Source organism: Rhizobium leguminosarum bv. trifolii WSM2297, assembly GCF_000271845.1.
In genome coordinates, this window is record NZ_JH719393.1 from 1,664,924 (window position 1) to 1,689,988 (window position 25,065).

At 60.5% G+C, this 25,065-nt stretch carries 24 protein-coding genes and 1 pseudogene; 14 read left to right on the forward strand and 11 right to left on the reverse strand.

Features of this window, described 5'->3' with window-relative positions; all coding sequences use genetic code 11:
• The first annotated feature begins 108 nt into the window (after window positions 1–108).
• Entirely contained in the window at window positions 109–480 is a 372-nt protein-coding gene (locus RLEG4DRAFT_RS62105) for a COG4315 family predicted lipoprotein (protein ID WP_003576092.1), read from the forward strand.
• A 339-nt stretch (window positions 481–819) separates the two neighbouring features.
• Here the strand turns inward: RLEG4DRAFT_RS62105 and RLEG4DRAFT_RS62110 are convergent, their stop codons facing one another.
• Window positions 820–1,713, reverse strand: a complete 894-nt coding sequence (locus RLEG4DRAFT_RS62110; RefSeq protein WP_003576090.1) for a LysR family transcriptional regulator — start codon at window positions 1,711–1,713, stop codon at window positions 820–822.
• A 100-nt stretch (window positions 1,714–1,813) separates the two neighbouring features.
• Between RLEG4DRAFT_RS62110 and RLEG4DRAFT_RS62115 the strand changes: the two genes are divergently transcribed.
• Window positions 1,814–2,683 carry an SDR family oxidoreductase gene (locus RLEG4DRAFT_RS62115; RefSeq protein WP_003576089.1) on the forward strand — a complete coding sequence of 290 codons (870 nt, stop codon included), beginning with the start codon at window positions 1,814–1,816 and terminating at the stop codon, window positions 2,681–2,683.
• Between the two features lie 179 nt (window positions 2,684–2,862).
• Here the strand turns inward: RLEG4DRAFT_RS62115 and RLEG4DRAFT_RS62120 are convergent, their stop codons facing one another.
• Window positions 2,863–3,708: a quinone oxidoreductase family protein gene (locus RLEG4DRAFT_RS62120; protein ID WP_210161322.1), complete on the reverse strand. Its 846-nt coding sequence runs from the start codon at window positions 3,706–3,708 to the stop codon at window positions 2,863–2,865.
• A gap of 557 nt (window positions 3,709–4,265) precedes the next feature.
• On the opposite strand from RLEG4DRAFT_RS62120, the gene RLEG4DRAFT_RS62125 reads away from it, so the two are divergent.
• Window positions 4,266–5,795, forward strand: coding sequence for an aldehyde dehydrogenase (NADP(+)) (locus tag RLEG4DRAFT_RS62125; protein ID WP_003576085.1), 1,530 nt, complete (start codon window positions 4,266–4,268; stop codon window positions 5,793–5,795).
• A gap of 274 nt (window positions 5,796–6,069) precedes the next feature.
• Window positions 6,070–6,288, forward strand: a pseudogene (locus RLEG4DRAFT_RS62130) (hypothetical protein); the annotation flags it as partial.
• Between the two features lie 306 nt (window positions 6,289–6,594).
• On the opposite strand, the gene RLEG4DRAFT_RS62135 reads toward RLEG4DRAFT_RS62130, so the two are convergent.
• A complete protein-coding gene (locus RLEG4DRAFT_RS62135; protein ID WP_003576080.1) occupies window positions 6,595–7,074 on the reverse strand; it encodes a hypothetical protein in 480 nt (159 codons plus the stop codon).
• 215 nt (window positions 7,075–7,289) lie between these two features.
• Between RLEG4DRAFT_RS62135 and RLEG4DRAFT_RS62140 the strand changes: the two genes are divergently transcribed.
• The 3 genes from RLEG4DRAFT_RS62140 to RLEG4DRAFT_RS62150 all read left to right on the forward strand — a co-directional run bounded on the left by RLEG4DRAFT_RS62140 (window position 7,290) and on the right by RLEG4DRAFT_RS62150 (window position 8,628).
• Window positions 7,290–7,439, forward strand: a complete 150-nt coding sequence (locus RLEG4DRAFT_RS62140) for a hypothetical protein (protein WP_171898175.1) — start codon at window positions 7,290–7,292, stop codon at window positions 7,437–7,439.
• Between the two features lie 66 nt (window positions 7,440–7,505).
• Window positions 7,506–7,691 (forward strand): helix-turn-helix domain-containing protein, encoded by a 186-nt coding sequence (locus RLEG4DRAFT_RS62145; protein ID WP_003576077.1) that lies wholly within the window; start codon window positions 7,506–7,508, stop codon window positions 7,689–7,691.
• 268 nt (window positions 7,692–7,959) lie between these two features.
• Window positions 7,960–8,628: a hypothetical protein gene (locus RLEG4DRAFT_RS62150; RefSeq protein ID WP_125869619.1), complete on the forward strand. Its 669-nt coding sequence runs from the start codon at window positions 7,960–7,962 to the stop codon at window positions 8,626–8,628.
• A gap of 11 nt (window positions 8,629–8,639) precedes the next feature.
• Here RLEG4DRAFT_RS62150 and repC read toward each other — a convergent pair whose 3' ends face one another.
• The 6 genes from repC to RLEG4DRAFT_RS62180 form a co-directional block, all read right to left on the reverse strand.
• The gene (gene repC / locus RLEG4DRAFT_RS62155; RefSeq protein ID WP_003576076.1) at window positions 8,640–9,944 is read right to left on the reverse strand and encodes a plasmid replication protein RepC; all 1,305 of its coding nucleotides are present in this window, start codon (window positions 9,942–9,944) and stop codon (window positions 8,640–8,642) included.
• A 153-nt stretch (window positions 9,945–10,097) separates the two neighbouring features.
• Window positions 10,098–11,099: a plasmid partitioning protein RepB gene (repB, locus tag RLEG4DRAFT_RS62160; RefSeq protein WP_003576075.1), complete on the reverse strand. Its 1,002-nt coding sequence runs from the start codon at window positions 11,097–11,099 to the stop codon at window positions 10,098–10,100.
• 3 nt (window positions 11,100–11,102) lie between these two features.
• Window positions 11,103–12,296: a plasmid partitioning protein RepA gene (gene repA / locus RLEG4DRAFT_RS62165; RefSeq protein ID WP_003576073.1), complete on the reverse strand. Its 1,194-nt coding sequence runs from the start codon at window positions 12,294–12,296 to the stop codon at window positions 11,103–11,105.
• A 274-nt stretch (window positions 12,297–12,570) separates the two neighbouring features.
• Complete coding sequence (locus tag RLEG4DRAFT_RS62170) at window positions 12,571–13,881, reverse strand: hypothetical protein (RefSeq protein WP_003576072.1); 1,311 nt, start codon at window positions 13,879–13,881, stop codon at window positions 12,571–12,573.
• Window positions 13,882–14,099: 218 nt separating this feature from the next.
• Window positions 14,100–15,029, reverse strand: a complete 930-nt coding sequence (locus RLEG4DRAFT_RS62175) for a DUF72 domain-containing protein (RefSeq protein ID WP_003576071.1) — start codon at window positions 15,027–15,029, stop codon at window positions 14,100–14,102.
• A gap of 155 nt (window positions 15,030–15,184) precedes the next feature.
• Entirely contained in the window at window positions 15,185–15,937 is a 753-nt protein-coding gene (locus RLEG4DRAFT_RS62180) for an SDR family oxidoreductase (RefSeq protein WP_003576069.1), read from the reverse strand.
• 341 nt (window positions 15,938–16,278) lie between these two features.
• Here RLEG4DRAFT_RS62180 and RLEG4DRAFT_RS62185 point away from each other — a divergent pair, with 341 nt between their 5' ends.
• The 4 genes from RLEG4DRAFT_RS62185 to RLEG4DRAFT_RS62200 are packed head-to-tail and all read left to right on the forward strand — an operon-like array spanning window position 16,279 to window position 21,626.
• Window positions 16,279–19,914: a PAS domain-containing protein gene (locus RLEG4DRAFT_RS62185; protein WP_003576066.1), complete on the forward strand. Its 3,636-nt coding sequence runs from the start codon at window positions 16,279–16,281 to the stop codon at window positions 19,912–19,914.
• Window positions 19,911–20,552 (forward strand): response regulator transcription factor, encoded by a 642-nt coding sequence (locus RLEG4DRAFT_RS62190; RefSeq protein WP_003576064.1) that lies wholly within the window; start codon window positions 19,911–19,913, stop codon window positions 20,550–20,552. The genes RLEG4DRAFT_RS62185 and RLEG4DRAFT_RS62190 overlap by 4 nt, the downstream gene beginning before the upstream one ends.
• A 2-nt stretch (window positions 20,553–20,554) precedes the next feature.
• Complete coding sequence (locus RLEG4DRAFT_RS62195) at window positions 20,555–20,932, forward strand: response regulator (protein ID WP_003576062.1); 378 nt, start codon at window positions 20,555–20,557, stop codon at window positions 20,930–20,932.
• Between the two features lies 1 nt (window position 20,933).
• A complete protein-coding gene (locus RLEG4DRAFT_RS62200) occupies window positions 20,934–21,626 on the forward strand; it encodes a response regulator transcription factor (protein WP_003576061.1) in 693 nt (230 codons plus the stop codon).
• Here the strand turns inward: RLEG4DRAFT_RS62200 and RLEG4DRAFT_RS62205 are convergent.
• A complete protein-coding gene (locus tag RLEG4DRAFT_RS62205; RefSeq protein ID WP_125869618.1) occupies window positions 21,623–21,913 on the reverse strand; it encodes a hypothetical protein in 291 nt (96 codons plus the stop codon). The genes RLEG4DRAFT_RS62200 and RLEG4DRAFT_RS62205 overlap by 4 nt on opposite strands.
• Here RLEG4DRAFT_RS62205 and RLEG4DRAFT_RS62210 point away from each other — a divergent pair.
• The 3 genes from RLEG4DRAFT_RS62210 to RLEG4DRAFT_RS62220 all read left to right on the forward strand — a co-directional run bounded on the left by RLEG4DRAFT_RS62210 (window position 21,837) and on the right by RLEG4DRAFT_RS62220 (window position 23,808).
• On the forward strand, window positions 21,837–22,196 hold the full coding sequence (locus RLEG4DRAFT_RS62210; protein ID WP_003576060.1) for an ArsR/SmtB family transcription factor: 360 nt from the start codon (window positions 21,837–21,839) through the stop codon (window positions 22,194–22,196). The genes RLEG4DRAFT_RS62205 and RLEG4DRAFT_RS62210 overlap by 77 nt on opposite strands.
• Before the next feature lie 288 nt (window positions 22,197–22,484).
• Complete coding sequence (locus RLEG4DRAFT_RS62215) at window positions 22,485–23,150, forward strand: nitroreductase (protein WP_003576059.1); 666 nt, start codon at window positions 22,485–22,487, stop codon at window positions 23,148–23,150.
• Between the two features lie 85 nt (window positions 23,151–23,235).
• On the forward strand, window positions 23,236–23,808 hold the full coding sequence (locus tag RLEG4DRAFT_RS62220) for an NADPH-dependent FMN reductase (RefSeq protein ID WP_003576057.1): 573 nt from the start codon (window positions 23,236–23,238) through the stop codon (window positions 23,806–23,808).
• A gap of 59 nt (window positions 23,809–23,867) precedes the next feature.
• Here the strand turns inward: RLEG4DRAFT_RS62220 and RLEG4DRAFT_RS62225 are convergent, their stop codons facing one another.
• Window positions 23,868–25,055 (reverse strand): galactarate dehydratase, encoded by a 1,188-nt coding sequence (locus RLEG4DRAFT_RS62225; RefSeq protein ID WP_003576055.1) that lies wholly within the window; start codon window positions 25,053–25,055, stop codon window positions 23,868–23,870.
• Window positions 25,056–25,065: the final 10 nt, after the last annotated feature.

Sequence of the window (25,065 nt, forward strand, 5' to 3'; positions counted from 1 at the left end):
TCTGTATCGCCGTCAGTCAGATCACGGAACCGCCACCTCGCCGGAGCGTTTCTTGCTCATACCGGACCCTGTCAGCATCCCGCTGGCACTCCCAAACTGGAGGTAATCATGAAAACGCTGATCGTCTCCATGGGCTTGTTGGCTGCAACCGTCTTTTCGGCCTTTGCAGCGGAACCGGCCAAAATGGTTGATACAAAGATGGGTAAGATCCTTGCAAACGCCAAAGGTATGACACTCTATACGTTCGACAAGGACGCCATGGGCAAATCAAACTGCGACGAGGCCTGCTTGAAGAAATGGCCTGCCTTCCACGCCGCCGCCAAGGCCAAGGCCGAAGGTGAATGGTCACTAGTCAAGGCGGCCGACGGCAAGGAGATGTGGGCGTACGAAGGAAAGCCGCTTTACACCTTCGCTGGAGACAAGAAGCCTGGAGATATGACCGGCGATGGCGTCGGCGGTGTTTGGCATGTCGCCAAGTAGCCCGGCGCACTGGAGCCTTTCAGGACTGAATTGAAAGGCTCCAAACGGGGGATGAGGGCGATGATGTATCCGCGTGAGCGCCTCATCCCTGTCCGCATCGGTATTCCGAAACCGGAGTTAGCGCCCTGCTTTTCCGAACCGACAATTGCGCAATTAGCTAGTAACTGCCACCAAGTATTTGCCAGACCGCCGGGACCGCCTCGAACGGAAAGCCTTGCTCGCGCAGTTCCGAGCGGGAGTGAGCTTTGTGCGGTTACGCCGTCGGTTCTGCATGGGTTGCGAACGCATGTGCCACCCGGACGGCGATCTGTGCCGGAAGCGGTTCCCGTGCCTTCAAGATCATCCGTCGATGTAAGCTGAAAGCTCATCCGATGTGCCATTTGGAAATGCGGCTTTCAGATGGGCAAGGAACGCAGACACCCGCGCGCTGAGCAAGCGCCTTGAGGGATAGAGCGCCCACAGGCCGATCTCAGATGCTTGCACGTCGCCCCACTTCAAAAGCTTGCCCGAAGCAATGTCGTCACTGACGAGGGAGATGGGAAGTCGGGCTGCTCCGACGCCCATCCTCACGGCGTCGCGGACGTTCAACAGAGACGAGAGACCGAGTATGGGTTTGACATTGATGGAGGCTGCGCCGGCAGCCGTCGTTATTGTCCACGCATCCATCGCGCCCGGCGGGCCGCGCACGATTACTGGAACCGTGGCATCGTTCTTTGGAAATTCCAGTCTTGCAGGTGCAACCACAACCAAACGGTCTCGAAGGAAGACGCGGCCGACGAGGGTGTTGTCGGGATCGGGATTGACGCGGATCACCAGGTCATACCCTTCCTCGACCATGTCGACGACGCGATCCTCAGTGGTGACCTCCACCCTCACCTCTGGATACTTCAGAGCGAAGCTGGCGGCGAGCTTACCGATCGCCGTCTGTGAGAACAACAACGGCGCACTGACCCTTAGTCTGCCACGAGGTTTGTCGCCCCCTGCCGCGATTGCAGTCGTCGTCTCGTCGAGCTCCGTCAGAAGCGCTCCGGCACGCTCCTGGAGCGCCCGCCCCTCCTCCGTGAGCATAAGCATCCTAGCGCCACGCTCAACCAAGCGCATACCGAGGTTCGCTTCCAGGTCCGTAACACGTCGAGAAAGCGTCGCTTTCGGACGCCCCGTCGCACGCGCAGCTTTGCCGAAGCCGCCATGCCGGGCCACGAGAACGAAATCGGCGAGACCGAGAAGATCCATTGATGTTCCACCAGTGGGACGACGTGTCCAGATTATCTGCCTATTGGATCATTAGTGATCCATTCATATTCGGGTTGTCAACAACCAACGGAGAACTTCCATGACAATACTCGTAATCGGCGCAACTGGCCGCGTCGGCCGCCATGTCGTCGAACAGCTCGTTTCTCGAAACGCAAAGGTCCGGGTCCTAACCCGCGACGCCTCCAAGGCGAACTTTCCGATCGACGTTGAAGTTGTTCAGGGCGAGATCCTTGACCTCGCCTCCCTGCGTAACGCCTTCAAGGGCGTCCGCACTCTGTTCCTACTTAATGCGGTGACTGGCGATGAATTCACGCAGGCCATCATCACCCTCAACCTCGCCCGCGAAGCCGGCATCGAACGCGTCGTCTACCTGTCCGTCATCCATGCTGATCGCTTCGTCAACGTCCCGCATTTCGCGGTGAAGTCCGGTGCAGAGCAGATGCTGAAGCAGATGGACTTCAGCGCTACGATCCTGCGTCCGAGCTACTTCATCGACAACGAAGTCATGATCAAGGACGTCGTTCTTGATCATGGCGTCTATCCCATGCCCATCGGCGGCAAGGGCGTGGCGATGGTGGATGCCCGCGACATTGCGGAAGTGGCGGCGATCGAACTCGTCCGCCGCGACCAGGCGTCCGGCAAGCTTCCTGTGGAAACAATCAACCTGGTCGGTCCGGACACGTTGACCGGCGAAGGTGTCGCCGCGATCTGGACCGAAGTCCTCGGCCGTCCCATCGTCTACGGAGGCGATGATCCAAGCGGCTTCGAGCAGAATATGGCGACGTTCATGCCGACATGGACGGCCTATGAAATGCGCCTGATGGCCGAGCGCTACGTAAGCGACGGCATGATCCCGGAAGATGGCGATGTCGACCGCCTGGTCAAAATTCTGGGTCGACCATTGCATTCCTATCGTGAGACTGCTGCATCTCTGGCGACACGGAACTGAGCATCCTGGCCCAGACTGTAAGAGAGAAGACGAAGGGGAACCTTCGGTGGATGGAGGCCATTCCTCTCTCACCGAGGTTCTCTTTGAATGAAGATGGCGTATAGGGAGACCGACCGAACTCGACCGGATGTCTCCTCAGAAAACGATCACCGGACGCCCGCGCACCCCGCCGGCCGCCATCATCCGTTGAGCATCAGCGATCTTCTCCGGAGGAAATTCGCCAGCGACCCGGAGCGTGATCTCGCCGCTCTCCACCATCCGACGTAGGGTCTCGAGGAATTCTGTTCGTTCCAGGACCTCGCGAACCCAAACGGGTCTGATGTAGATTCCTCTCTGCGACGGCTCGTCTTTCCACCCGCGAACGGCAGGTAAACGCCGCCGTCCTTTATGGCAGGGAACGCTTTTTCGCCAAGGACTGCGGTATCGAGCAGGGCGTCCACTCCGTCTGGCGCATGCTTTCTCACAGCGGCGGCGAAGTCGCCACTCCGCTCGACGACGGTCGTCGCGCCGCACCCGTCAACGAGTTCGAGCTCCTCGGGTTTGGCGTCGGCGATCACATTGATACCTTGACGTCTTGCCGCGGCGATCGCGTAATGGGCAAGAAGGCCGGCGCCGCCCGACACTGCGAGCGTTTCCCCTTGCGGTATCGACGCCAGCTCCAGCGCCAACAGTGCGGTCATCCCATTCATCGGAAGGGTTGCTGCTTGAACCAGCGTTATGTTGCTGGGCTTGCGGACAGCGGACGCTTCAAGCACGACGACGAATTCAGCCTGGGCGCCACCTTCGGGACGGCGGGGATTCAACGCGGCCATGACTTCGTCCCCCACCTTGAGCCGAGTGACGTTCGGGCCGACGGCCTCTACGACGCCGGCTGCGTCCATTCCGGGGGTGATCGGCGCTTCGACGCCAGGCGCTCCCACCTCTCTGAGGAGGATGTCCGTGGGGCTGACGGCGGCGGCTTTGACGTGGATCCGGATTTCGCCCTCGCGCGGCGCTCGAACACTGCGCTCGACAATCTCGATCACGTCTTCGCCGCCATTCGTGCTATAGGTCACGGCCTTTGCAAGAATGGATCGCGTGATGCAAACTCCCCTTAGATGATCTCCGGCAGACCGATCTGGCTGACGTACTGTCTGACATGGGGACTTTGCTGACCAACGCAAGGCCCTGCCAGACTGCAGCTATTCCGCCGTCTCTATGGCCTTGAGCGGACACATTTGCAGCGGCGCCTTAAATTCCGAGGCAGACGACGTCGATCGACGCTTCCTCAAGCATGTGAGTAAGGCTCGAAGCGGCTGCTGACGCCGTTGACGTTACAGGTGCCGATCTTGAAGGCTGCTCTCATCGAGATCGCGCTCTTCCTCGATAGCGGACAAGCGGGCGTCGCAGGGTCTAGCTGCGGTGAGAAATTCCACCCGCATCCACCAGGAACTGGTCTTTTTCGGTTTGGGATGAACGATCTTCCTCAGCGGGGGCGGCAAGCACTCCCGCTCCTCAGAAAAAGGTCCGCTCTGGGTGGCAAGCGAGCCTCCCAAAGCCTACATTGAAAAGTAATACTTTTTGATTCGAGAGGATGTCGATCATGACCATCACCGGCAGCCTGCTGATCGCGGGCGCTGAAAAGCGCGGCTCCAAAGGGGAGTTCTTCGGCATCGAGGCGGCGACCGGCAAGCCCCTGCCGGTCTCGTTCGGCGGCGCTTCGGCGGCCGACGTCGAGGAAGCGGCCCGGATCGCATGGGAAGCTTTCGACGTCTACCGCGAAATCGACCTGGAACCGCGCGCGGCATTCCTCGAAGCAATAGCCGAGGAGATCGACGGCGTTGGCGACGAACTTTTCGTCCGGGCAATGGCGGAAACGGGCCTTCCTCGGGGACGGCTCGACGGCGAGCGCGCGCGAACCACTGGACAACTTCGGCTGTTCGCAAAGGAAGTCCGGGGCGGTCGGTTCCAGGAGCTGCGGTTCGACGCGGGCGATCCATTGCGCAAGCCGGTGCCGAAACCTGACCTTAGATTGCGCAATATCCCAGTCGGCCCCGTCGCCGTCTTCGGCGCCTCCAACTTCCCACTGGCCTTCTCAGTCGCCGGGGGCGATACCGCTTCCGCGCTAGCCGCCGGCTGCCCGGTCATCGTGAAAGCCCATTCCGCCCATCCGGGGACGTCTGAGATCGTCGGGCGCGCAGTTCAGAAGGCGGTCGCGAACGCAGGACTTCCTGCCGGAACGTTCGCGCTCCTCTTCGACACCGGCTTCGAAGTCGGCCAGGCCCTGGTGGCGGATCCTCGCATCCGGGCGGTCGGCTTCACCGGCTCCCGCCGCGGCGGCACCGCGCTGATGAAGATCGCCTCCGAACGCAAGCAGCCGATCCCAGTCTACGCCGAAATGTCGAGCATCAACCCGGTGATCCTTTTTCCCGCCGCACTAGCGTCGCGTGCGGAGGAGATCGCGTCATCCTTCGTCGGCTCGCTGGCTCTCGGCGCCGGACAGTTCTGCACGAACCCCGGCCTGATCCTGGCGGTCGACGACGAAGGACTGGACGCCTTCATCGCGAGGACGCGCGATCTGCTTCCCGACGTCGCCGCACAGACGATGCTGACCGGGTCGATCGCGAAGGCTTTCAGGGACGGCGTTGGTCGGCTCGAGAAGCATCCGGAAGTGAAGCTCGTCGCCAACGGGAAGCACGGCGGCGAATTCGAAGGAACCGCGGCCCTCTTCGAAACGACGGCCACTGCGTTCCTCGAACATCGCGAGCTGCAGGACGAGGTGTTCGGGGCGGCGGGTCTCGTGGTCCGATGCAAGGACGTCGCCGAACTTGAAAAGGTCCTAGACGGACTGGAAGGGCAGCTCACAGTCGCTCTGCACGTCGCGGCCGAGGACGAGGAGACGGCAAGACGTTTCGTTCCGAGGTTGGAGATGTTGGCAGGACGCCTTCTTCTGAATGGCTTCGGCACGGGCGTCGAAGTGTCGCCCGCCATGGTGCACGGCGGCCCCTACCCGGCGACCGCCGATGGCAGGTCGACCTCGGTCGGAACGCTGGCCATCTACCGGTTCCTTCGGCCGGTGTCGTATCAGGACTTCGGTGAAGCCCTTCTGCCGGCTGCGCTACGCCCCAAGTGACAGAGGTAAGCTTCGGTTGAGCTTTAGCTGGCAATCGCGCAAGCGGCCCAGATGCCCCGCGAGTTCACCGTTCCCGATGTGCTGGAGCTTCGACCTTTCGCGGCGTCGAAGCTGCCTTTCGGGACCTAGAAGCCCTTGTTCATCTGGACGTTGTCGAGAACGATGCCGCCGGTCCATGTCGCTTGGTGATGGCCTGTTTGCAGGGGGCGCACCATGCGGCATGTTCATTTATAACAATTCTGATATCCTCCGCGCTCGAACGGGAGTGAGCGTTATGTTTACCGCGAGTTTGGTTCCGGAAGCCTATTACTGGGCGCGTTCAGCAAAGCACTTCGACGGGAAGCTCACCGTTGTACAAGTCTCGACTGTCTTCGGAGAAGATCCCAATTATTGGTCCCTTGCACTGCTGGGCACCGACCAGCACGCAATGCCATGCGATTTCGAGATCATCGGACCATTGGTCCTCCCGGACGAGAACCCCATGCGGCAAAGCCGCCGAGTAGTATTATCGAACGCAACCGAGTTCCCTATTAGCAAGCCCGCGTGGTCGGATATTCGGCCCATGTCATCCTCGTCTGCGCGAGGATCGATTTTGACCGATCCACAACTTCTAAGCGATCAACCTGAGCGTTATTCCACACGACCCTTTTTGGGCTAATGGTGGTCGAACATAGCCGCGCCAAGCTCTGCGCTTGCGGCGATACTCGTCAGAATCGATATCCGACCGCGAGCATTCGCCAAGCGCCCGTTGGTGATTTGATCGAGGCGCTGCAGATCACCTGCGATGCCGCAAGCCTCGTCACTTTTCGCAAAGCTTTGCCAAGTTCTTCTCCAGACTTCGCCGGAGGGCGCCGGAGATTTCGGTCTCCAGCCCCATGACGATGTCGCCGAACCGGCCACCGGTCTTCACGATCTCAATGGAGGTCTCGGTCGCCTTGCAGGTCGCCAGGTCGATGTTCAGACGAACCTCAGCAGTCGCTGAAAACCCTCCTTCGACCAGCGCTTCGTCTGAGGTCTTGCAAGCAAGCGTGCCGCGGGCGCTCGCCTCCGCGGTGTCGCCATTAACCGACAATTGCAGGTTTTCGATCTTTACGGAATCGAGCTTGTCGACGCCTACCTCTACACTGATGCCGAAGCTCGATACCTTGGTCTTCAACGACCTGCATGGCTGCGCATCTCCGATGGCCCTCTCCAGCGCATTCGGTGCCTGTGCGTTGGCGAAGAAGCATGGCTGGAGGAGAAAGACTCCAGCCGTTAGCGCGCCTAAACACTTCCGCATCGCTCTCTCCAATCTGCCTGGGTTTTCACGCAGGTGCCTCTGAATCATAGGGCTGGATCGGTCTCCCGGAAAGGCAGTACCGCTCGCGGCCCCTTCAGTAGGCGGATCCCCGCGCCGAGCGAAGGGCAGCCATGCATTGGAGATCTGGGACTGACCACCATTTATCGATAAGCTCATCTTAGATGGATAGCATGATATCGAGGATCAAAAGAACCTTGACCGTCGGCCAACGCGCGGCCGCGGTCGAGCGAACGAATACAATCGCGCAGGAATCAGCCGCCGAGGAACGCCAGCGCCGCGAAGAGAAGACCGAGCGGCTGCGGCAGCTCGGGTTTGCATCTGTGGAAGCGACGCCGCAGAAGTGAACGCCGGCTGCCATCGAGGGATGGAACCCTCGTACAAGAATCAATTTCAAAAACTCGGAGAAGACGATGGATCACGTGTCGAGGAATATCGAGACCGCTGCGGCCCTGCAGGAAGACCGACTTGCCAAGGGCTACAGCCTCGAAGATCTGGCGATCACGACTGGCTTGACGGTCGACGAAATCAAGTCGGCCGAGCGCGGCGACAACGTGCCGACCCACAACATCGAGCGGATCGAGCACGCCCTGAAATAAAAACACGGCGCCTTTAGTCGAAAATTCCACACCGCGGAAACGGGCTGGGCACTATGGCGTCAGCAAGTGGGGCGACGTCGCCGTTGCCCGCGGGCCGAAGGCATCGACAAAGACTTCCAGCCTTGGGGCGGAGCCGACTTCGATTTCTTCGAGGAGCTCCACACTGTCATCGAACGTGAGCCGACCTCGATGCTCGACCTTTGAATTGCTGGGTCTCTTTGCCTCTGTCGGCATCGAGAAGGGCACGCCCTTCGCTCCGGATCAGCTGATGAAGAAGCTGCTGGTCGACGCGGTGGCTGCCGGCAACGCAACCGCCCGCGGCGACGGCGTCCAACTCTATCCGAATAGCGCCTGGAGCATGACCCTTCTTGGGCGGCAACTATCAGTGGCTCCGGGACGAAGCCAGAGGCGACCGCAATCTCGACGCCAGGACACTGTTTTTCTTTCAGGCGACGGTCAACACGCCCGCCATGGTGCAGCAAATGGTCGGCGCCGGTTCCCAGTACCCCAATGCCCCGACCGACCGGAACGGCGACTATTTGAATGGCGGAAAGACTTACAGGCTTCGCATTTCCCGCCAATGCGCCGGCCATGGACTTTTGGTCGTAGTGCTCCGCAGACGCGCTCGCAGCTCAAGACGAGCCAGACCTTCCCGAGCGAGAACAACAAACGCGGCAAGCTCATCGGGAATTCCGGCGGTGAGCGAAGGGCGTTGGCCCGGGGGACGAAGCTGCTCCGTTTTCGCAACCCGGCCATCTTCGCCACGGAGGGGCCACTTGCGTTGCGCCGCCATTCCGACGGCGCCGGCGTATGTCGCCTCGATCCCATTTCCGAGGCGGAGGAACTCCTTTCCGCGCGACCCGCAACGCAAGCGACGCGACATCGCCGGACATTGCCGTGTTCGCGAAGCCGACAGCAGATCATTTCGCGCACGTAAATCCCGCATCATCAACCGGCATGCCTTGCCGTCGACCCATTTACCCGCACCAGCGCCATCAGCATGGGGCCGATCGCAAACTCGCCTCTTTCGGTCCTTCGGGTGAGATCGCGGAGATAACCACCGGGCGAATTGATATGTCCGCCCCTTTCCAGGATACAAGCGATTACGGTCGCGGCATTTTCCGGTCCCATGCCGGCGCAGGCTTCCTCGTAGGCCGACGGACTGACGCCGAGCATCGAGCGCACGACGACGGCGGCCGCCATCAGGTCTCGCCAACTGCCGATCGCGCCGCCCGGCCCATAGTCGAGAATGGCAGGGCAGGCCTGGAGAACGAGGCCAAGCGGGAAGGATTTCAGGCCCGGGCCGGAGACCGGAGCGGCGGCACCCGATACCTTACCGACCATTCCAGCCGCCGGCTTGAGCGACCTCGGCTTTTGCTCACCCGGCGGTTCGGTAGTGCCCTCGTTGTTTGTCGCTGCCTTTTCGTCCTGCTTCGGTTCGAAGCTTGGTTCAAGTTCATAGTTGGAGTTGGGGTTTGAATTCTGTTTGTGACGCTCAACTTGACACTCATTGGCGTCTATTTTTTGTCTTTTGATGTGCTTTTCCAGCAGGTTGACTGCTTCGTCCCGCAAAAGGCCCATTTCGTCGAGCAATGAAGCCAGCTCCTCGACCCCCGCCACGCGCGGTATCCTGGCGACGATGGCGCGAAACATCATCGTCATCTGCTCCCAGTCGCCTGGAACCGCATCGTCGATCGCCGTTGAGATCAGCTTGGAGATATCACGACGGCAGAGTGTCAGGCGCTCCCTGGTCACTCTCAGCAGTTCTCGGTCGGCAATCACCTGAGCCGCCAGGCTTTCGATCTCTATCGCGCGTGCGAGCAGCGGCGCGATGCTGAACCCGAAGGCTTCGCCGATCGCCCCTGCCCTGTCGCGGCGGGCATAACGCTTTCCATTCGGGCTGTCCTTGCGCAGGATAAGACCCGCCTCTACCAGGACCGCCAGATGCCGTCGCAGCGTCGCGGGTGTCATTCCACGGGCACGAAGCGAAAGCTGCGCGTTTGAGGGAAAGACGATCAGGCCGTTTTCCTCGGAAATCTCGTCGTCGGGATAGAAGGTCAGCAGCGCGTCTAGCACCGTCAGTGCCCGATCGGTCACGCCGAGTGCCGGCCGGGCCTCGCAGATTGCCCGAAACAGCTTCCACTTGCTGCGTTTCATCCCCGGCTCGATGCTCTCGGCCAGCTGCTGGCTTGCCAGCATGCCAAGCGACATCGGCCGCCGCCCAAAGGGCGTCGTCACATATCCACTCTCCATTGCCTTCACCTTCGTTCAGGCAAAAGAAAACCGTCCACCAATTTGGTGCCTAAGACGCTTGACTGTGATTCGTGGAAATGCGATTCTCGATGTGCTTAAGATCTGAGAAGGGCTTCCACGACGGCGTCGTTGGGGGCCTTTTTCTTTTGCGCGCTACGCTCCTCTGTCCTTGTTGAACTCCTGGAACAGGCCCTGCAGCCTTTCCTGGACGAATTGATCGAATCCCGGTGCGGTCTTGCCGTCGAAAACGAACGTGGCGCCCGATGCTGTCTTCTTGATCGTCACTGGCAGGCCGCTGACCTGAGTTTTGGAAATCGCCGGCTTTGGCGCCGACGTCCGCTTGGTTGCCAGCACAAGTGCGCGGTGAAACCGCTCGTCGCTTGAGATTTTGCGCGCGTCGTCCGCGGACAACTCGGCGATGATCCTCTCGATGTCGGCGCCTTCAAGCCGCTCGCCTAGTTCCAGCCACCGCCGGCGGCCGATATCGGGCGCAGCGCCGATGGCGTTGACGAGATCAAGCGGAACCTGCCGTATGACGATCAGCATTCTCGACAGCGCCGCCTTATCGACGCCGAGCGACGCCATGATGACATCGCGGCCAAAGCTGCGTTCCTCGAGCCGTGACGCGAAAAGCGCGCGCTCGATATAGGAGAGATTGGTGCGGGCGCTGTTTTCCTGTCCCTGGCTGACGACCAACTGACCGTCGGTGAGATCGCGGACGACCGCGCGCACCCGGATGCCGATTTCTCTGGCTGCAGCCAGGCGACGATGGCCGTAAGCCACCTGGTAACGTCCCCTAGTATCGGGGTGCGGGCGCACAAGGATCGGAACCTGCTGTCCATGCTCGCGGATCTGTTCGACAAGCTGTGCGAGCTCGGCCGCATCGATCGCCAATCGGTCGCAGATGAAGGACGCGTCAATCAGGCCGGGATCGAGGTCGACGATGGTCTGGCCGGCGGCAAGCTGCCGTTCCAGTTCACTCGCCCGTTCCATTTTTTCGGTAATGTTGCCGAGCGTCTTGGTAATGCCGCCGACAGGTGCGGGACTGCGCTCCTGCGGCACGAATCCCGCGATCGGACGATTGTCGCGCGGCGCGACAGTTTCCACCCTGGCCGGACTCGGAGCAGAGATTTCGATGAGGTTCTTGCGCGCCATCGACTATTTCCTTCCCCAGGTGGAGCGAATATGCGCCTCGATCTCGCTGTTCACCAAGTTGAGGGACTCCAGCGCCCGATCATAGGTTCCGCGGGTGAATTGCGACCGCTCGACCTCGTAAAGTGTCTGCTTGGTGACGCCGGCATCGGCGACCGCCGTCGACTTCACCATGGCGTTGTGCAGCATTCGATTGCCGAAGATCGCCCGCATGAAGCCGGTCATCTGGCTCTGCGGCCCGTCGTTCGGCTCGAAACGTGTCACCAGGTAGCGCATCCAATCATAGCTGGTGCGCCCGCCGGCCTTCTCCACGACGGACATCAGTTCGCTGGTCATCGTCAGGAACTGCGACATCGACATGACGTCCAGCATCTGCGGGTGGACGGTAATCAGGACCGACGTTGCCGCGCAGAGCGCCGACATCGTCAGGAACCCCAGCTGCGGCGGGCAGTCGATGACGACGATGTCGTAGAGGCTTTCGATCTCGGTCAGGACCTCGCCGATACGGGCAAAGAACATCGTCTCTGCCCTCCCCGACGACATCGCCTTCGGCGTCTCGTGCTCGAACTCCATCAGCTCGAGATTTCCGGGAATGAGATGCAAATTGGGCGTGTAGGTGGCGCGCACGATATCGGCGATGGGGCACGGCTGCTCATAGCGGATCGCGCCGTAGATCGTTTCGCCCTCTCCAACGTCGAATTCCGGCTGATGGCCGAACAAGGCGGATAAGGAAGCCTGCGGGTCGAGGTCGACGGCAAGCACCCGGTAGCCCCTCAGCGCCATGAACTGGGCCAGATGCGCTGCGGTCGTGGTCTTGCCCGAGCCGCCTTTGAAATTCATGACGGAGACGATCTGAAGCTTTTCTCCCGGCCTGCGGGCCGGCACATATTTCGGCGTGCCGTTTCGCTCGTCGAGGACCCGGCGAATCCGATCCATATCCGCTGGGCTATAGAGCCTCCGTCCGTTTGCCAGCGGATCCGGCCCATGGCCATCGGCAGCCACCTGCCGGAGATAACCTTCGCCGATGCCGATGAAGGCTGCAGCTTCCGCCGGCGAGAATGTCCTGATGGTCTTTTGCGACAGCGGAGGGAAGATTTTTGCCTGATGCTGCTGAAGCTGATAGGACAACTCCTTCGCATCTGTTGCCAGAAGCGACGGCAGATGCTCTTGGTCGTCCTGAAGAGCAAGACTCGGCTGCATGATCTGTTTCCCAAATAACTGCGCAATTTTGAACGAAAGCGCTTCAGTTGCGCAGTTCCCATATGCCGCGATTCGTGACCGATTTACAAATGCTTAACCAAAGATGGGTCGAGGCGTGTGAGACGAGCGCGCAAATCTGGCAGTTTCCGGGACCAGTCGGCGGGTCATTCGCACCTTCCCAAGGTGCTCGTGAGCAAGGGCGACGCTCTCGTTATGCACATGACTTTATTGAATTTTTTGTGACGCCGCCGGCGGGACCAAAGGCTCTGTCTACCTATTGTCCGTCCTCTTTCAGATAGTTGCTTCCGTTGATCACCAGGAGCCCGTCGGAGCCTTTGTCCGGTTCGAATATGCTCATGCTTTCCGTCTTACCGCTCGCATCGGTCAGGTCGAGACGATAACCAGAAAGCGTATAGCGTCCGCTGGCGCCCGGCCGGTTGCCCGATGTGGTGACGCCCGATCGTGATCCGCCGATTTCGTTCGTCATCGCGGCGCCGGACCAGCCTGTGCGTTCGAACGTGCCGTTTCGATGAAGTGTCAGCGTATGGCTGGAAGCGACCGATCCCGATGAGGTCGCGCTCATGCCGCTCGAGGCAGAGGTGGAAACCCATTCGCCGTCGAGCGTCGCGCCATCCTCAAACGGCGGCACCGCATGATGGTCATCCTCGTCAATAACCAAGTCGTCGCCCCTTTTCGAAAATGGCTTCGTCTCGGTCTCCATCGTGCCATAGGCAGAGGTGACGCTGCGCATTTCGATCGACCCAGCCGACGAGAAGAAGCCGCCGCCGGTGAGCTTGTAAAGGCCGCAGTCGGTCGGGTTTTCCCTGCAGTGCTCGGCAATGCTCCGGCCGCCCTTCGGCAGTTCCGTGCTGAACAGGCCCTTCGGATCGAACATGGTGATCTCGCTATCGGAATAGAAATCCACGCCGCCGAAGACGTTCGGGCGGACACCCGTATCGAGATGGGTGAAGACGCCGTCGAGCCCGCCGTCGCCGCCTGCCGGCACGAGATCGAAATCCTTGTCGGAAGGATCAAGCTTGACCGAACGCACGAGCGCCTCGAAATCGGTTTCGGCACTTTGGCTTCTGTCGCCGTCGAGGTTCAAGAGCACAAGCTGCAGATAGGCTTGCCGCCTGTTGCCGGCGATGCCGACGACGATCTGATTGATGCTGACATTCTTCTGGTGGACGCAGCAGCGTTCCTCCACGCGGATGTCGTGACCATTTATCGTGATCCCGGAATGTTTGATCAGAATATCTTCCTTGGCCATGTCGGGCAGCGTCGCGACGAAAGTCTTCATGCCGGCCGGAAGGGAGTTGCGCGCAGCCGAAAGCGGCTTGGTGATCTGGATCAGGGCGCTCCCGCGCTTGTCGTCCTCGGTTTCCGGAAAATCCTTCTGCAGCATGAAGAGATTGCCGTTGCCGGCTTTCCGCCAGCCGGAAGCGGGATCAGGCAAGCTCACCGTCAGGCCGCCAATATCGGCGGGCGCTGCCAATGCCCGGGGGGAGGAGAGAAGGCAGAAAAGAACGACCAAAGCCAAGGCTGATTTAACCTGGCAAAGCCGATCGATATATGCGCTGCCCATACGCCCATCCCCTCTAGTTTCGACGACCGCCGACGGGATTTGGAGCCGCGCTCCACCATTTCAACCCTGAGCTTTCATGAAGATTTCTTGAACCTTCGTCACAGCTGATATCAGGGAGCGGGTGCCATCATTCATGAGGCAAGAGGTGGTGACAGCGGCCGACATCCCGCGTCAGCCGCGCAACTGTCTGACGGAGACTGACGTTGGTAGCAATGGAATTACCGTTCGCCTAGAAGTCGCGACAGCATCTTGGCGTTGTTGATGGCGTGAGCGTCTCTGTCATTGTTGAAGTAGGTCCAGACCGTTTTCGCTCCGCTGCTCTTTATCCGCTCGGCCCAGACCGTCAGCTCGGCTTCGCTGTAATCGTGACGGTACCATCGCGTGGTGCCATGGAAACGAATGTAAATATCGTCAGCGGTCTTCACCAACTCGTCTGGAAGACGCGGCCCGCTACATGAGCAGAAGATCGCGCCGGCAGCCTCGAACTGCTTGAACACCTCGTCGTTCCACCAAGTTTTGTGGCGGAATTCGACAACGTTCCGGCGCTGCGGATCGAGCTGGCGAAGGATGAGCTGCAGAGTGTCGGGCGAATAGCGGATACTCGGCGGCAGCTGGAAAAGGAAACACCCCATCCGCTTGTCGAGCATATCCGCGATATAACCGAAATCTCTGATCAGATCGTCGGTCTCTTCGAAACGCCTGATATGCGTGATTAACTCGCACACCTTGATCGTATAGACGAAATCGCCAGTCACCTGGCGAAGCCAGGTTTTCACCGTGGCAACTGTTGGCCATGAATAGAACGGCGCGTTCAGCTCGACCGTCTCGAACTCTCGCTCGTAAAACGAAAACCATTGCTTTCGAGGAAGATCGGCGGGGTAGAAGGAACCCTGCCAATGCCAGTAATACCAGCCCGAGCAACCGATGTGGACCCTCCCCTCGGCATGGCCGTCAGAGATCGCTACCCTTCGTTCCCCGGCGTCGACCCTGGCTTCGTGCATCTTGGCGGCACGCTCGACGTTGGCCTCGCGCTGCTTCTGCCGCCGCTCCGCCCGCCGCGCCTTCCGTTTCTCCCGATCATCTATCGACACTTCCGGCACGTCGCGGTCTCCGATCTCGCAGGCAGGCTTCAAACCACCGATGAACATCGGGCGTGCCGGCTGCAGCGTGAATCGGGGATAGAACTTCGATATAAATCATGTGTTCCGCAAAGACCTCGTCCGATGCCCAAACCGGCAATGCGAGAAGGCTGAGAAAAGCCGATTGAGGAGCGAAACGGCCGACAAATGCCGATCGACACGATCTAATCCGCCATCGATTGATATAGCCATTCGGAGAGCTTCTCGGACGCTATCCGCGCGCCAGCGCCCGGAAGCAGTGCGTCGCCGGTCAATTCGACCCCGAAATACGACGTGGACGGATCCGTTATCACCTGCCGCTGGTCTTCGTTTGCAGCGAGATAGATCCGTGCGACCTCGTCGACACCGAACTGTTCCGGGCCGCCGATTTCGACGACACCGCCCAAAGGCGTTGCGACGGTCAATTCGGCCAGGAAGGCGGCGACGTCCCCGGCTGAGACCGGCCTCATCAAGGCCGGCGGCAGTCGAAAGACATCGTCTTGCGCGCCGATATCGATCAATCCGCTGATGAACTCGTAAAACTGCGTAGAGCGGAGGATCGTATAGGGGCGATTTGACGCGCGGATAAGATTCTCCTGCACCATTTTCGCGCGAAAATAGTCGCTTTCCACCAGCAGCGGCGTGCCGACGACGGAGAGGGCGAGATAATGCCCGACGCCGGCTTCAGCGGCGGTGGCAAGCAAATTCTTCGTCGAAGCCTTGAAAAAATCCAATGCAGCGCTGTCACCAAATGATGCGGCGTTGGTCACATCAACGATGATATCGGTTTCCGCCACGGCCGCGTCGAGGCCCTTGCCGGTAGCGGTGTCGACGCCAACCGACAAGGAGGCGGCCGTGACCTCGTGGCCTGACCGGCGCAGGCGCTCCGAGAGTTGCGTCCCGATGAGACCGCTTGCTCCCACCACCGTAATTTTCATGTCAGCCATCCTTGCAATCTTTTGGGTCGACATTGACCGGAAAGCCAAAACCCTTCCATCATGCGTGAGGGTGAACATCTTAGCCGTAGGTATAGCCGAACAGACCCAAGGTTTAGAATAATCGACCGGGAACCGAACCGGCCCTCACTCCTCGTTCGCGCTGAATATCCGGCGTCGACGCAACACTACCTCTCCGCGCAATGTATGGATTTCCATGAGTTGCGGCTGTGAGGTGACGGGATTACGGTTCGAGCATGAGCTCGCCGGCCCCGACATCAAGAACAAGTGCTGCACCGAATGCTGACGATCCCCGCGTTTTGCCTGCCCGACAGGAGTGGTTGATGATGAGCGTTTGGTCGCACCGCCCCCGCGCCCTGTATCTGGGGCTCTTCATCGCCGCCTATGTGCTCGGCTGCGGCTTCGCCCAGTCGCTGGCAATCGTGCCGGGAACGGGCATTTCCATCTGGCCTCCGGGCGGACTTTTCATCGCCACGCTCATCCTCGCCCCCAGGCGCAGCTGGCTATGGTGGATATTGGGAGGCTGCCTGGCAGAGCTGCTCAGCAATGCCATCTGGTTCCACAGTCCGCTGCCTGCGGCCTTTCTGATCTATGTCGGCAATGCTCTTGAAGCGGTCGTCGCGGCATGGCTGGTCAATCGGGTCTTGAAGCGGCCGGCACAGCTGGAAACCTTGCAGGAAGTTCTTGCATTCGTCGTCCTGGGGGCCGGAGTTGCGCCCATCGTCAGCGCGACGGTGGGAAGTGCAACGCTCGCGTGGTTTGGAATACAATCGCAATCCTTCGTGACGGCCTGGCCCCTTTGGTGGATCGGTGATGCAACCGGCGTCCTGATCGTCGCGCCGCTGGCGCTCGCCGTCTTCCACAACTGGCGCGGCAAGACCCGGCTTTCGGTGGCACAATGGCTGGAAGCTGGCGTCCTTGGACTGATTTTCCTCGGTGTCGCGGCTCTTTCGCTGAGTGGCTACCTTCCCTTCGCCTACATCATCATGCCGCCTCTTCTCTGGGCCGCGGTCCGCTTCGAGTTCAAGGGCGCGGCCATATCGCTCGTTCTCCTTGCTCTGATCACCGCCGTCTTCACGGCAACCGGGACCAGCGAATTTGTCGGCGATCACGAATCCCAGAAACACAAGCAGATCATGCTGCAGCTTTTTCTGGCCATCTCGGCATTTTCGGCGTTGATCGTCGCCGCCATATCCAGGCAACACCAGCTGGCCGTCAGCACATTGCGGCAAAGCGTGGAGACATTGCGCGAGCGGGAGCAGGAGCTCTCGCAGCTCGTCGACTTGGTGCCGAGCCACGTCTGGCGCCTGACACCTGAGGGCGAACCGACCTTCTTCAACAGACGGATGGTCGATTTTCTCGGTCTCGATGTCGCGGATTCGGACAGGCCAGGCATGAGCCGGCTGCAATCAGTCGTCGAGGCCATCATTCATCCCGATGATGCGATGGGCTTCGGGGAAGCGCTCAACCATTGCCTCGCCACCGGCGAGAACTTCGCCATGCGGTATCGGCTGCGCCGCGCCGACGGCGCCTATCACTGGATGTCGAGCCGCGCCGAGCCGATGCGGGATCAGACGGGAAACATCGTCCAGTGGTACGGTCTTTGCCACGACATCGACGATCAGGTCCGTGCCGAAGAGGCGGTGCGCCTAAGCGAGCGAGCGCTGCAGCAGATGATCGACGCGGTCCCGGTTCGCGTCTGGAGCGTCGAGCCGACGAGCGGGTCGGTTTATTTCAACAAGCGCTATCAGGACCATTTCCGGGCCGTCATCGCCAATTTCGACGCGCTCGGCGAGCCGCGCATCGAAGAGCTGCTGCAGCAGCTGATCCATCCAGAAGACGCGCCTGACGTTCAGCGCACGCTGCAGAATTGTTTCGAAAGCGGCGGCGGCAGCGCGATGCGATTTCGCTGGCGCGAAAAGGACGGCGCCTACCGCTGGGCGGAATGCCGGGTGGAACCTCGGCGCGATGACGCCGGAACGGTCGTGCAATGGTACGGCGTTTCTCTCGACATCGACGAAGAGGTGCGCGCCTTGGAGGCATTGCGGGATCGCGAGCGCGAACTCTCTCAGCTCGTCGACATGGTCCCGGCGCAGATTAGACGCCTGACGCCGCAAGGCGAGCCGGTCTTCTTCAACAAGCGCCTGATTGATTTTTTCGGTCTCGACGTAGGGGATATGGACAAGCCGGGCATGAGCCGCCTCTCGTCGGTTATTCACACCCTCGTTCACCCCGACGATTCATCGAGACTCCTTGAGACGGTTCACCGTTCCCTCGTCAGCGGCGATCCCTTCTCGATAAAATACCGTATGCGCCGTGTCGATGGAGCCTACCGCTGGGTCGACGGCCGCGCCGAGCCGCTGCGGGATCAAAATGGCGCGATCGTCCAATGGTACGTGATATCGGTCGACATCGACGATGAGATGCGCGTGCAGGAAGCGCTGCGCGACCGGGAGCGGGAGCTTTCGCAACTCGTGAACATGGTTCCGAGCCTGCTCTGGCGGCTTGATCCGGAAGGCGCTCCGACCTTCTTCAACCAGCGTCTGATCGATTTTCTGGGTCTCAACATCGCTCATATGGAAAAGCCGGGCATGAGCCGACTGGCGGCGCTCATCGAAGCTGCCGTCCATCCAGACGATGCGGGGAGCCTTGCAGAAGCGCTCAACCATTCCTTCGCCACCGGCGAGCGCTTTTCAAAGCAGTATCGCCTGCGGCGCGCTGATGGCGTCTACCGCTGGGTCAAAGGCAGCGCCGAGCCGCTCAGGGACGAGAGCGGGCAAATCATCCAGTGGTACGGCCTCACCCATGACATCGACGACCAATTGCGTATTGAGGAGGAGTTGCGCGAGAGAGAACGCTCACTTTGGCAGATCGTCGAAACGCTGCCGGCAATGATCGATTGCGCGGCGCCCGATGGAGAACCGGTATACCGCAACCCTCAGCTCCGCGATTTCCTCGGATATAAGCTCGAAGAGCTTGATGGAACGGGGAAAACCCGGCTGGACGGCACACTCGATGCCGGCGTCCATCCCGACGACGTGGCGAGTGTCAAAGAGGATTATGCCCATTCGTTGCACACCGGCGAACCCTATGCGCGACGGCACCGTCTGCGCCGGTTCGATGGAGAATATCGTTGGGTCGAAACGCGCGCCGCGCCGATGCGCAATGCAGACGGCGTGATCGTCCAGTGGAATGTCATCTGCCTTGATATCGACGGAGAGGTTCGGGCGGAGGAAGATCTGCGTCAGGCACGGGAAGGCCTTGCGCGGGCGAGCCAGGTGGCGAGCCTCGCCGAACTCTCGGCCTCCATAGCCCATGAGGTGAATCAGCCGCTCGCAGCCGTCGTCGCCAACTCGCATGCTTGCCAGCGCTGGCTCATGGCCGAGCCCCCGAACATGGAGCGGGCGCAGAGGACGGTCGAACGCATTGTCCGCGACGCCAACTCGGCCGCAGACGTCGTCAGCCGCATCCGCGCCCTGTTCAAACAATCCGCAGACAGGCGGGCTTACACGACGCTCTCAAGCGTCATCGATGAAGCGCGCAACCTCATGGCCGACGAAGCGGCGCGGCGGCGCGCCAGGATGGATGTGGAGGTCGATGGAAACCTCCCGTTCATCGCCATCGATCGCATCCAGATCCAGCAGGTTCTGATCAATCTCGTCCGCAACGGGATCGAGGCGATGGACGCCGTCGCCGGTGACAGGGTGATCGGGATGCGCGTGCGCCATATGGGCAATGCGGTTCAGACCGAAATCAGCGATCGCGGCGGAGGTATCGAATTTCCCGAGAAGATGTTCGAGCCGTTCTTCACGACCAAGGAAAACGGCATGGGCATGGGTCTGGCGATCTGCCGCTCGATCGTCGAGCTGCACGGCGGACGTTTATGGGCAGAGAAGAACAATCCGCACGGAGCGACGTTGATCTTCACATTGCCCATTGAAACAAAGGCGGCGTCATGACGGCGGACGACCATATTGTCTTCATCGTCGATGACGATGAACGCATCCGCGAAGCGCTCGGCGAGCTGCTGGACGCGCACGGCATGCGCGCCATCGCCTTCGAATCGGCCGGCGACTACGTGAAAGCGGACAAGCCGGATCTACCCGCCTGCCTCATCCTCGATATCGAACTGCCCGACATCAACGGCCTCGACCTGCAGAGGCAAATCGCCGACGGGGATCACCCGCCGATCGTCTTCATTACCGGGCATGGCGACATCCCCTCCTCCGTGCGAGCGATCAAAAGCGGCGCCGTCGATTTCCTCACAAAACCGTTCAGTGACGCGGATCTCCTGGCGGCAATCCATGCGGCACTCGCCGAGGATCGGGAAAAGCGATCGGGACGCGCCGAGCTCGACATGCTCAGACGACATTATCTCGACCTGACGCCGCGCGAGCGCGAAGTGCTGCCGCTCGTTGTCAGCGGTCTTCTCAACAAGCAGGCGGCAGCCGAACTCGGGATCAGCGAAGTCACACTGCAGATCCATAGAAGAAACGTGATGCAGAAAATGGCGGCGGCGTCGCTCGCCGATCTCGTGCGGATCGCGGAGAAACTGGAAATACCGATTACCCACTCGCGCCGGGTGGGGGGGAATTGAACATGAACGAAACAAGACATGTCGTCGCAATTGTCGATGACGATCCAAGACTGCTTGAATCGATGGGCGACCTTCTGGAATCGGCGGGTTATGTGGCCCGCGGCTTCCCGTCGGCGGGCTCGCTGCTCGTCAGCGGGCTGTCGGACCTTGATGTGCTCATCACCGATATCGGAATGCCCGGCATCGACGGCTTCGAGCTTCGTGACCTGGTGAGAAAATCACGTCCCGAGTTGCCGGTGTTCCTGATCACGGGCCGCCACGAGATCGCGGATCAGGGCCGCGCCCAGGGAGGCGGAGGTTTCTTCCGCAAGCCCTTCGATGCCCAGGCCCTGCTGGCGGCTATCGCCAATGCTTTACACCACTCGAGAGATGGAGGGTAACATGAGAGTTGACCAGCCGTTGCTGCGGAGATCGGCGCCGTTATCACTGCAGGGCAGATATGAAGAAGATCAGCCGCTCGTCATTATCGTCGATGACGACGCATCGGTTCGCGAGGCGCTGTCGGAGCTTATCCTGTCGGCGGGTTTTCAATCGATCAGTTTTGCCTCGACCCGCGAATTGCTTGATGCCGATCTCTTGGAAAACCCCGGCTGTCTGATCCTCGATGTGCGTATGCCCGGAGCAAGCGGCCTTCACCTGCAGAGCCATCTGGCCGAAAACGGCATTTCCAAGCCGATCATTTTTCTGACCGGCCATGGCGATATCCCGATGACCGTCCAGGCGATGAAGGCCGGCGCGGTGGATTTTCTCACCAAGCCGGTGCGGGACCAGACGCTGCTCGACGCCATCACTGCGGCCATTGCGATGGATACCGAACGACGGGCCGAAGCCGCAATCGCCAAACGCAATGTCAAACGCCTGGAGACGCTGACGCAGCGCGAGCGCGAAGTTCTGCATGAAGTGGCGCGCGGACGCCTCAACAAACAAATCGCCTTCGACCTCGGCATCAGCGAAGTGACGGTCAAACTTCATCGCAGCAACGTCATGCACAAGATGGAGGCCGGTTCGATCGGCGAACTGATCCGGGCCTGGGAGACGCTGCCGGCGCAAATGCGGCAGGCCGGCTCGCGCTAATTTTCTTGCCGGGCCGCGTTCCAAGACCAAGAATGCCGGCCTCGAACATCAATTGCCTGTCCATTTGATGCGCGCCGTATCCAATTTGCGTTGAAAAAGACGGCGCGGCGCCGGCAATGGGTTTCGCCGTGACCCGCATGCGTTATCTCTAAATTAAAGCTCGGGGATATGACCTCATGCCCGGCTTGGATTTCATAAAGGAGATCACGCCTGAACAATCGATCGCCAGCCGCGCCTTCCCCTGAAACCAGCGCCTTCGACAGCGAAGCAAGCTTCTTGTCGGCCATGGGGAACGCCAAACGGCTTCACATTCTGCATCTGTTGACCGAGGGGGAAGTGTCGGTGACCGTGCTGGCCGATGAGGTGGGATTGAGCCAATCTTCGACTTCCCAGCATCTGGCAATTCTTCGAGAACAGGGGCTCGTGCAGACGCGAAGGGCTGCCCAGACGATCTTTTATTCCCTTCAATCCGGTGCGGCCAAGACGATGCTCGATACGCTCGCCGACATCTTCGGATCGCACCGTCGCTCCCCAGCAGAACACGTCCGGGCCGGGCACCAGACAAAATGACGAAGCGTTGCTTTTGACACCCGAGATTGAGCTTCAATTCTGCTGAGCATGATCTTCAGGCAATCCGGATCCGCGCTCTGCCGACATGAACGCGGTTTCGCGTGGGATGATGGCGGCTTCAGCGTAAGCGCCGAGCTGAGACCTGCAGCGGTTTACCGACATGCCCCCTCGGACGCGTCGATCCCCGATGGACCTTTGATGTACGTCTCCTAGACCGCGGTATGATTACGCCTTCGTTGCGAATGGAGATAATCAACCCATCAGCAACGAAACGGTGAGGAAGCGATCATGGACGTATATGAGGCAGTCACAAGCCGACGGTCGGTGCGCGGATTCAAAGACAGGCCTGTGTCGAAAGAGATACTCGAGCGGGTGCTGTCGGCCGCGGCCTGGTCGCCGTCAGGATCGAACATCCAGCCTTGGAACACCTACGTGATGATCGGCGCGGCGCTGGCCGAGCTCAAGACAACAGCCGTCGAGCGCGTGGCCCACGGTGACCCCTGGGACAAGAGGCAGTACGAGATGTATCCGCAGGCGCTGAAGTCCCCTTACGGGGAGCGCCGGTCCGCCTTCGGCAAGGAGCGCTACAGCGCGCTCGGCATTGCACGCGAAGACTGGGAGGCGCGCCAGCGGGCAGCGATCGCCAACTGGAACTGCTTCGGCGCGCCAGCCGCCCTGTTCTGCTACATCGATCGTGACCTCGGCCCACCCCAATGGGCCGACGTCGGCATGTATCTGCAGACCGTCATGCTGCTGCTCCGCGCCGAAGGACTGCACAGTTGCCCGCAGATGGCGTGGTCGCAGGTTCGCGAGACGGTCGCGGAGGCCCTGTCACCCCCGGACGGGCTCATCCTCTTCTGCGGAATGTCGATCGGCTACGAGGATCCTGTGGTAAGATTTGCCCGTACGGGCCGCGCGCCGCTCGCCGAGACGGTCACTTTCGTCGGCGACTAGCTAGCTTGCGCTCAAGGACGAGAGACCCCTTCCATGCTTCCTGCGCAGGATACGTCCTTTATCATGCGCGATACTGGAGAACGCCATGACCACGCATAAAGTAGGCTATCTCATCGGCAGCCTCGCAAAGGGCTCGATCAATCGCAAGCTCGCCAAAGCGTTGGTGCGGTTCGCCCCGCCGGAACTTGAGATGTCGGAGATATCGTTCAAGGACCTGCCGCTCTACAGCTACGACTATGACGCCGACTACCCTCCGGCCGGCAAGGCATTCAAGGCGGCGATCGCGGCCGTCGACGCCGTCCTGTTCGTCACGCCCGAATACAATCGATCCATACCCGGCGGGCTGAAAAACGCCATCGACTGGGCGAGCCGCCCCTACGGCACCAACTCGTTTACGCGTAAGCCGTCAGCGGTGATCGGCACGTCGCCGGGCGCGATCGGCACGGCAGTCGCCCAGCAGAATTTACGCAGCGTGCTTAGTTTCTGCAATTCTCCCCAGATGAATGCCCCGGAAGCCTACATCCAGTTCACACCTGGGCTGATCACCGATGACGGCGAGGTCACGAACGAAACCACCGCCGAATTCCTTCGCAAGTTCATGCAGGACTTCCATGTTTTCATCGCCAGAGTTCGCTCGGTGCTGCCGAAAGACGCCTAGACGGCACTGGGATCCGGCCGCTCCCATATTGCAGCGGCCAGTTCCCGGTTTTCGAGTCTTTAAGCGAAGGCGTAAGAGCCGTCCGGCCGCTTCGGCACGCGCCGCTGCCAGTGGATATAACCTTCCTCCTCCATCGCCTTCTCGTCCATTTCGACGCCCCAGCCGGGCCGATCCGGGCGCAGCTCGAGATAGCCGTCCTTCGGCAGGTAGGGATCGACGACGTAACGGGTTTCCCCTTCCCGCTTCTCGATATCGTTGCCGCCATAGACATAGGCTTGCCCCTTCGGCAGCCGGTATTCGAGGATGCGAAAATTCTGCGCCGCAGCCGAAAAATGAACGTTGACGGCCGTCGCAAGCGGACCCATCGGATTGTGCGGTGCGACGCCGACGAAGAAGGCCTCGGCAAGGGTGGCAATGCGGCGCATTTCGCTGATGCCGCCGACGACACAGATATCCGGCTGGATCAGGTCGGCGCCCTTGACCTGCAGCAGCCGCAGGAACTCGTTTCTGTTGTAGAGCGACTCGCCTGTTGCCAGCGTGCAGTTGAGGCCCTGTTTCAGGTCGCCCCAGGCCTCGATATTCTCGGGCCGCAGCGGCTCCTCGAAAAACAGCGGGTCGTAGGGGGCAAGCGCATTGCCGAGCTGACGCGCTGCGACCGGCTCGAAAATCTTGGCATGGGCGTCGAAAGCGATCTCGTATTCGTCGTTGACCGTTTCGCGCAGCGAACGGAAATAATCCGCCGAGGCTTTGACGACATTGCCCCAGCGGTTGGAATGCATGTCGATCCGCCAGGGGCTGAGCTTGAAGGCGGTGAACCCCCAACCCTCCTTCAGGCGATCGAATTCGTCGCGGGCCGCCGGCGCATCGGGAGCGGTATAGACCCCGGCATAGACCTTGATGCGGTCACGCACTTCGCCGCCGAGCAGCTTGTAGACCGGGACGTTCGCCGCCTTGGCCGCGAGATCCCACAGGCAATGGTCGAGCGCGGAGATTGCCGCAAGGCCGAGCGCGCCCGGCGGGAACCGGCTTTGCTGGATCAGCAGATTGACCAGATACTCGACGCGTGTCGGGTCCTGGCCTGATATAAATCCGTAGAGGTATTCGAGCAGCGGCGGCAGCGCCTTGTCGGGGCCGTGATTGTAGCACTCGCCCCAGCCCGTCAGCCCGTCATCGGTATCGAGCGCGACGATCACGCGCGGACGGTCCTTGTCGCGGGTCATGAAAACCCGCATGCGGTCGATCTTCATCATTCTGTCC